9 protein-coding genes are annotated in these 7,879 nt (G+C 38.5%); 8 read left to right on the top strand and 1 reads right to left on the bottom strand.

Features of this window, described 5'->3' with window-relative positions:
• The first annotated feature begins 212 nt into the window (after nucleotides 1–212).
• Complete coding sequence (locus CHU92_RS11015) at nucleotides 213–2,024, top strand: DEAD/DEAH box helicase (RefSeq protein WP_094415526.1); 1,812 nt, start codon at nucleotides 213–215, stop codon at nucleotides 2,022–2,024.
• Between the two features lie 79 nt (nucleotides 2,025–2,103).
• Nucleotides 2,104–2,874, top strand: a complete 771-nt coding sequence (locus CHU92_RS11010) for a carboxypeptidase-like regulatory domain-containing protein (protein ID WP_094415524.1) — start codon at nucleotides 2,104–2,106, stop codon at nucleotides 2,872–2,874.
• An 11-nt stretch (nucleotides 2,875–2,885) separates the two neighbouring features.
• On the opposite strand, the gene CHU92_RS11005 is transcribed toward CHU92_RS11010, so the two are convergent.
• Nucleotides 2,886–3,563: a TrmH family RNA methyltransferase gene (locus CHU92_RS11005; RefSeq protein WP_094415522.1), complete on the bottom strand. Its 678-nt coding sequence runs from the start codon at nucleotides 3,561–3,563 to the stop codon at nucleotides 2,886–2,888.
• A 58-nt stretch (nucleotides 3,564–3,621) separates the two neighbouring features.
• Between CHU92_RS11005 and CHU92_RS11000 the strand changes: the two genes are divergently transcribed.
• The 6 genes from CHU92_RS11000 to CHU92_RS16120 all read left to right on the top strand — a co-directional run bounded on the left by CHU92_RS11000 (nucleotide 3,622) and on the right by CHU92_RS16120 (nucleotide 7,710).
• On the top strand, nucleotides 3,622–4,155 hold the full coding sequence (locus tag CHU92_RS11000; protein ID WP_094415520.1) for an RNA polymerase sigma factor: 534 nt from the start codon (nucleotides 3,622–3,624) through the stop codon (nucleotides 4,153–4,155).
• On the top strand, nucleotides 4,152–4,934 hold the full coding sequence (locus CHU92_RS10995; protein ID WP_243389596.1) for an anti-sigma factor: 783 nt from the start codon (nucleotides 4,152–4,154) through the stop codon (nucleotides 4,932–4,934). Before CHU92_RS11000 ends, CHU92_RS10995 begins: the two co-directional genes overlap by 4 nt.
• A 61-nt stretch (nucleotides 4,935–4,995) precedes the next feature.
• Entirely contained in the window at nucleotides 4,996–6,090 is a 1,095-nt protein-coding gene (locus CHU92_RS10990; RefSeq protein ID WP_165764640.1) for a helix-turn-helix domain-containing protein, read from the top strand.
• 405 nt (nucleotides 6,091–6,495) lie between these two features.
• Complete coding sequence (locus CHU92_RS10980) at nucleotides 6,496–6,930, top strand: outer membrane beta-barrel protein (RefSeq protein WP_129583067.1); 435 nt, start codon at nucleotides 6,496–6,498, stop codon at nucleotides 6,928–6,930.
• 48 nt (nucleotides 6,931–6,978) lie between these two features.
• On the top strand, nucleotides 6,979–7,212 hold the full coding sequence (locus CHU92_RS16125; RefSeq protein WP_243389594.1) for a hypothetical protein: 234 nt from the start codon (nucleotides 6,979–6,981) through the stop codon (nucleotides 7,210–7,212).
• 87 nt (nucleotides 7,213–7,299) lie between these two features.
• Nucleotides 7,300–7,710: a hypothetical protein gene (locus CHU92_RS16120; RefSeq protein ID WP_243389593.1), complete on the top strand. Its 411-nt coding sequence runs from the start codon at nucleotides 7,300–7,302 to the stop codon at nucleotides 7,708–7,710.
• Nucleotides 7,711–7,879: the final 169 nt, after the last annotated feature.

Below are 7,879 nucleotides of genomic sequence, written 5' to 3'. Positions count from 1 at the left end.
TAAAAACTAACCATTCTTTTTTTTATTGTTTAGGACGCTATTGATTATGACATAAAATTAATTTAAAAATCTTAGGATTTTTAATAAATAAATGTTAAAAGTTAAAATATATATACCAATAAATATCATCCACTTTACCAATGCGAAACTACAGCCTTTATTAGTTTATCTCACTAATAAGCAGTACCTTTGCACCAATTTTAAAAATATACATGAATAAATTTGAACAATTAGGATTGAATGAGTCGCTTCTGAAAGCGATAAGCGATCTCGGGTTTGAAACCCCGTCAGAAGTACAGGAAAAAGCGATCCCCCTTTTATTAGAAAAAGATACCGATATAGTAGCACTTGCCCAGACAGGCACAGGGAAAACCGCTGCTTTTGGTTTTCCGCTTATACAAAAAATAAATCCTGAAAACAGGAACACACAAGCCCTTATACTTTCACCTACGCGTGAACTTTGCCTGCAGATTACCAACGAAATAAAAAATTACTCTAAGTATGTAAAAGGCCTCCACACCGTGGCGGTTTACGGCGGCGCCAGCATTACCGAGCAGGCTAAGGATGTGAGGCGTGGCGCACAAATTATTGTAGCCACACCCGGAAGGATGCAGGACATGATCAACCGTGGTTTTGTTGATATTTCAGCCATAGACTTCTGCATACTTGACGAAGCCGATGAAATGCTGAACATGGGCTTTTATGATGATATTGTAGCTATACTTTCCACATCGCCTGATGAGAAAAGCACCTGGCTGTTTTCGGCCACTATGCCACAGGAAGTAGCACGCATAGCACGGGAGTTCATGAGGAAGCCCCTTGAAATTACGGTAGGGCATAAAAACTCTGGCTCTTCAACCGTATCCCATGAGTATTACCTGGTAAACGCACGCGACCGGTATGAGGCCCTTAAACGCCTTGCCGATGCCAATCCTGATATATTCTCGGTAGTATTTTGCCGCACAAAAAGGGATACACAGGCTATTGCCGAAAAACTTATTGAAGACGGCTACAATGCAGCCGCACTCCATGGCGACCTTTCGCAGGCACAGCGCGATGCGGTAATGAAGTCGTTCCGCAACAGGCAGATACAAATGCTGGTGGCTACTGATGTTGCCGCAAGGGGTATTGACGTGGATAATATTACCCATGTTATAAACTACCAACTGCCTGATGAAGTGGAGACCTACAACCACCGCAGTGGCCGGACAGGGCGTGCCGGTAAGCTGGGTACTTCTATAGTTATCATTACCAAGAGCGAGTTACGCAAAATTTCGGCCATAGAGCGCATCATTAAGCAGAAGTTTGAAGAAAAAACAATCCCTTCCGGTATTGAGATCTGCGAGATTCAGCTTTTCCACCTGGCCAACAGGATAAAAGATGTGGAAGTTGACCATGAAATTGATGCTTACCTCCCTGCTATATATGAGGTAATGAAAGACCTTACCAAGGAAGAACTTATTAAGAAAATGGTTTCGGTGGAGTTTAACCGTTTCCTTAACTATTATAAAAAAAATAAAGACCTTTCGGCACAAAAAGCCGGTGATAAAAAAGATTTTGTTTCAGGCGATGGTGCGGTACGCTATTTTGTCAACATCGGCTCACGGGATAACTTTGACTGGATGAGCCTTAAAGACTTCCTTCGTGATACGCTTGGCCTTGGCCGTGACGATATATTTAAGGTGGATGTTAAGGAAGGGTTTTCTTTTTTCAATACCTATGCCGATCATGCCGAAATGGTTCTTGACACTCTTAACAGCCTGCACCTTGAAGGCCGCCGGATCAACGTTGAAGTATCCAAGAACGACGGCAGCAGCAATAACCGCCGCCGGGACCATAATGGCCGTAACAGCGGCAGTGGTTTCGGGAGGAACGAACGCAGCAGCGAAAGGGCAGGCCGCAGGGGTGATTCTTTCAGTAGTAAGGGCCAGTCATCCGGGCGCGGCGACCGCGCACCGAGAAGAAGCGAGCCTAAAAATGATGCTGCACGCGGCGCCAGGGAAAGAAGGCTCAGGCGCGGTTAAAAATAAAATCGGCACATAATTATATACTAACTACAAAATATCACGTTTGTTTACTACTTTTACCTTACTAAATAAGCTAATGAGATATTTTGTAGTTTTTTTATTTTGCCTGTTTACATTTCCCATTTTCTCACAGGCTAAACAACAACCGTCTAAAATTAACGGCACCATAGTTAATGACGGTACATTGTTGCCTGTATCAGGTGCAAACATTATAAACATCAATACGGTTAAAGGTACGGTTACAGACGAAAGGGGGAACTTCAGCATTGAAGCATCCGTAAATGATACGCTGCATGTTTCCATGATAGGGTATACTTCTTTAAAGGTAAGGGTTACCGGCGACTGGATAAAATTCAGGAATACTACAAAAATACCGCTTACCGAAAGGGCTTATACCCTACAGGAGGTCACAATCAATAAATACAACCTTACAGGTTACCTTGTCATCGACTCAAAACTCGCCCCGGTAAAGGATGATTACCGCTACAGTATTGCCGGCCTTAATTTAGGGTATGAAGGTGGTGACAGGTCCCCGGGCGCTTTCAAAAAAGTAGTTAGTGCTGTTTTTAACCCTGCCGACCTGCTGCATAATGTATTTGGCAAAAAAGGTACTGAAATGCGGAAGCTGCGCGATATGAAAAAAGATGACACCGTACGCAATGCGCTGGCATCCAAATTTGACCGTGAGACACTTGCCGCGCTGCTCGGTGTGAGCAAAGAAGATATAGCAGGCATACTGGAACGGTGCAATTATTCAGAAACCTTTATCAAAACTGCTAACGACCTACAGATAATGGATGCCATAAGCGGCTGCTATGAAGAGTACAAAGTACTGAATAAAGACTAACACTTTTATATTTATAATCGATCTGCTGTTTCAGCTAAGTAGCGTTCCGTAACAAAATCAATATCTTTTATAGATTTTCGTGTCCAGTCAATACGTTTTTCAAGTATTTCATCTGCTGTAAGCCCCCACTCCACAGCCGATTTTCGCAGCCTTGATGTTAGGTTTTGTATGATAATAGCAGCCGATGAGGCTATATTAAGGCTTTCTGTAAAGCCAACCATGGGTATCTTTAAAAACCCGTCTGCCTGTGCCATGACTTCTTCCGAAAGTCCCATTTTTTCAGTACCAAAAAACAAAGCGCTACGCTCTGATATATCAAAATCATCAATATAACAGGATTCGCTATGGGGTGTTGTGGCAATTATCTTATAGCCCTGCCCCTTTAATTTTTCAATACAGGCCTCAGTGTTATCATAACGGTATATGTCAACCCATTTTTGCGCACCGAGCGCGATTTCCTTATCTATTTTCTTACCATACTTCTCTTCAATTACATGCAGCTCCTGTACGCCAAATACTTCACAGGTGCGCATCACAGCACTGGTATTGTGCAACTGGTATATATCTTCCACGGCAACAGTAAAGTGCTTTGTACGGAGTTTTAATGTATTTATAAAATTCTGCTTCCTGCTCTCTGTAATGAAACCTTCCAGGTAATCAAGATAGGCAGTATCGGTAGTATTTTTCATTCAGGTGTAAGATATGTTATAAATTTTTCTTTATTTTGGTAGTATCCAAATAAAAAGTATGACACAGGAAGAATTATTGCCGCTAATTTACAAAAAAGACAATAAAGCCTTTACCCTGCTTTATGACATGTATTCAAAAAGCCTTTATGGTATAGTTTTTAATATTATAAAAGATAAAGAAGAATCTGAAGACGTGCTGCAGGAGATCTTTGTGAAGATTTGGAAGAATATAGATACGTATAATGAAAGCAAAGGCAGGTTTTTTACCTGGATACTCAATATAGCCCGCAATGCTGCAATTGACCGTTTGCGTTCTAAGTCTCTCAATAACAACCGAAAAAACCTCTCAGTTGATAATTTCGTACATATACTTGACTACAACAGCGCTACAATCAATAAAATTGACGCCATTGGCATAAAAGAATTTATAAACAAACTTAAACCAAAATGCATACGGCTTATTGATTTACTCTTTTTCAAAGGCTATACCCAGCAGGAAGCTTCGGAAGAACTTGAAATACCGCTTGGGACGGTGAAAACACAGAACCGTAACTGCATCAATGAATTAAGGAATATTTTAAAAATATCATGAACAGAGAGTATATAGAATCAGGAATACTGGAGCTTTATGTCTTTGGCCTGCTTAGCGAAAGTGACATGCAGGAGGTGCAGCAAATGGCAGCAAAACATAAGGATATAGAGCAGGAAATTGTGGCTATTGAACAAGCAGTTGTAAACCTGTCATATAGTGTCTCACCCCATCTTTCGGCAGAAAACTTTGAAAAAATACGACAGAAACTGATTGAAAAACATGATGGATTTATAGTTATGCAGCCACGCAGGGACACGTTTGCCCAATATCTAGGATGGGCTGCAGCGGTAGTACTGCTTTTCGGGCTCGGTTTCCAGTATTACAGGTATAATGAAGTGGTTGAAGAAAATACAAAGGTTGTAGCACAGCGTTCTCAATTTGAACAGCTTGTAGCCAGCCTTGAAAAGAAGAATAATGCTACCGAAGAGGCACTTTCGGTTATTAGGGGCAAAAATACCGCAACCGTGCGGCTTGCGGGGCAGGCAGTGGCGCCACAGGCTTATGCCAGAGTATATATAGACCGTGATGCCAAACAAACCTATGTTGATGTTGCCGGCCTGCCTGAGCCGCCAAAAGGGAAAGTTTACCAGGTATGGGCGCTTAAGCTTAACCCGCTTGCCCCAACAAGTATTGGTATAATTGCGAGTACTACGGATAAAAACGGCATTTTCACAGTGGATACCTATGAAGGTGCAGAAGCCTTTGGTATCACACTGGAACCGGAAGGCGGCAGCCCTTCACCTACACTGGAACAATTATATACACTGGGTAAAGTATAAAATATTGGTGGTGTATACTTTTGCTATAATTAGTAGCTTGCAAAATATAATTAGCACTTTAATGAGTGGCTCATCAATCTTGTGTGCATTTATACTCATATCAAACCCGCTAAAAGTTAATAAAAAAGGTAACCTGCTTTTAGGCATGTTTATTATATCTATATTTTTTTCAGATATTGAAACCCTTGCCAATGTTAATAATACCACTATAACAAGCAGTGTTGCTGTTGCATTTCTTTTCTTTTCGTGGGCCATGATGGGCCCCCTGTTTTACCTCAGCGTGCAGGGATTTGTACATCCTGACAAAATAATAGTAAAAAATGTGATTATCCATGCGCTGTTTCCGGGTGCCATGACAATTGTTTTTTATTTCATATATGAAACAAAAGCGTTTACGGTTTATAATGATGCCCTTGTAACTTATTTCCAGATACCGTTGGTATCGTTTTATTGCTTTCTTGCTTACAGGGCGCTTGACAGGCATAATAAAAAGCTGCTCCTGTATAGCTCCAACACCCAAAAAACAAACCTCAGCTGGCTTTCAAAAATTATTTTCTTAGTTACGGCGATGTCAGCTGTTTTTATTATTGATATCATCACACATATAGATAATGACGATTTTATGTACATTTATTCCGCAATTTATTATGCAGGTATCATCATTATAACCTATTACACAATACGGCAACAGGAAATATACCCTGATAATAGAGAGGAACGGAAAATTATATTTGAACTCATAGAAGAAAATGCTCCCGAACCAAAAAAAACAGAAACAATACCGGGTGAAGAAATAATGGAGATAACAAAGGAGCTTCAGCATGTAATGATGAGCAGGCGGCCTTATCTTGACGAGGACATAAATTTACTGAAACTCTCTGAGCTGGTTAACGTAAAGCCGCACCAGCTTTCAATGGTTATCAACACGGGATTAGGAAAAAACTTTAACCAGTTTATAAATGAGTACAGGGTTGAAGAAGCCAAAAAGTTACTCACATGCCAGGGCTTCGGTCATTTCAACATTCACGGGATTGCTTTTGAAGCAGGGTTCAATTCTAAAACTACATTCAATACCACTTTTAAAAAATTAACAGGTTATACCCCCACCGAGTATCGCAGGCAAGTCCTTGGTAACCCTGAAGAGGGTAACAGCTAATATTTTTGTTGTTCCATTTTATAATCCTGAACAAATAGATAGCCGGGTCATATAATTTTGTACCTGTATTACACATAAAACGCATTACTGTTAATTAAACGTAAAATATAATGGCAGCAGCAATTTTGACCACCATTCCAGCGTTAGGTGCATATTATCATAAAGTTGTAAGAAAAATATGTTTTTATAATATCNCCATTGAACACCTGTTTTTAATTTGTAAAAAATCCCGTTTATCACTTCTTCTAAGGGGACTCTCACCTGAAAACCTCTTTTTGCTAAGGGTAAATAAGGAACAATTTCTCTTTTTATTATATCTTTGTCAAGTACACTGTACATAAGGGTTGATTTTGAAATAATTATGTTTTGCAACACAAATTTCGTCAACCCTTTTTTATTTAACAAATAAGTTTAAACCACTTCAATTTAAATACCATTTATGGTTTCGAATTGCGTTCAGGTTTTAAAGGTTTTTTTAATTACCATTTTGGTTCAAAATGGAATTACAATCAAGTGAAAACTACGATAACAAATGATTTCACAAACAATATAAGTTTTTTAGATTTATCATTTATGTTTTCGAAAAAATTCAACATTCAATTACAATCCGAAAGGTATTTTTTTGCAAATTTAGACAGTAATAATAATAAGTATTATTTTTTAGATTTAGAAGCAAGATATACAGTTAAAGAGAACAAACTAACTTTTTTCCTCTCGGGTAACAATCTATTTAATACAACAACATTCAAAAATTACAATATTACTGACATTGATATTTCAAAAACTGAATATAAATTACAACCAAGATATATCCTTCTAAAAATGGAATTTAGATTTTAAGTATATTTTTAATAAATTTGCTTTTTAAACAAATTAATACTTTATACTATGGCATCTACTTCAGAGACAGGTCACGCAAAAAATGTAGCTAACTTTCAAGATTTAATTGAGTTTGTTACAGGTTATGGAGCAACTTATAATCCATCAAAAAGCAGTCTAAAACTTCCACAACTTATTACATTGAAAGCATCTGCCGAAAGTAATTTAGCAGACGTAATTTCAAAAAATACAAACTATAACAATAAAGTAAATGAACGTATAACCGCTTTCAGCGGTTTATAGTCATTTTCTACACGTTTAGTCAATGCTTTACAAACTACTGATGCAACAACTGAAACAATCGGCAACGCTAAAACATTTAATCGCAAAATGCAAGGTAAGAAAGCATCATCTTCCCAAACTCCAACTGACCCAAACGCACCAGCTCCATCAACAATTTCAACAAGTCAGCAATCTTACGACCAACTTATTCAGCATTTAGCAGGACTAAATTCAGTTTTAGAAGCAGAGTCCAGCTACACACCAAACGAAACCGATTTACAAGTAGCAACCGTTCAAGCTAAAATTGCTGAGCTAACTGCAAAAAATACAGCCGTTGCAACTGCATACACAAGTATCAGCAATTCAAGAATTGCAAGAAACGAAACATTATATTCTTCAACTTCAGGATTAGTTGAAACCGCTAACGAAGTAAAAAAATACGTTAAGTCAGTTTTTGGAGCAAGTAGTCCGCAATTCGCACAGGTAAAAGGTATAGAGTTTAAGAAACCAAAGATTTAAACATACCACTAAAAGAAATCGTGCTACCACGAAAAGAAATAAAACAACATCAATAAAACTTATTGCTAACGCAATAAGTTTTATTGTATTCTCTTTTAAGTTTATTCTAACCACATTTAGAAATGTAGACTCCCCATTTTTAGTACAGTTCTAAATTATAACATTTATT

The organism is Flavobacterium cyanobacteriorum (assembly GCF_002251835.1).
Classification (GTDB): Bacteria; Bacteroidota; Bacteroidia; order Flavobacteriales; family Flavobacteriaceae; genus Flavobacterium; species Flavobacterium cyanobacteriorum.
This window is presented reverse-complemented; position numbering and strand designations above follow the sequence as displayed.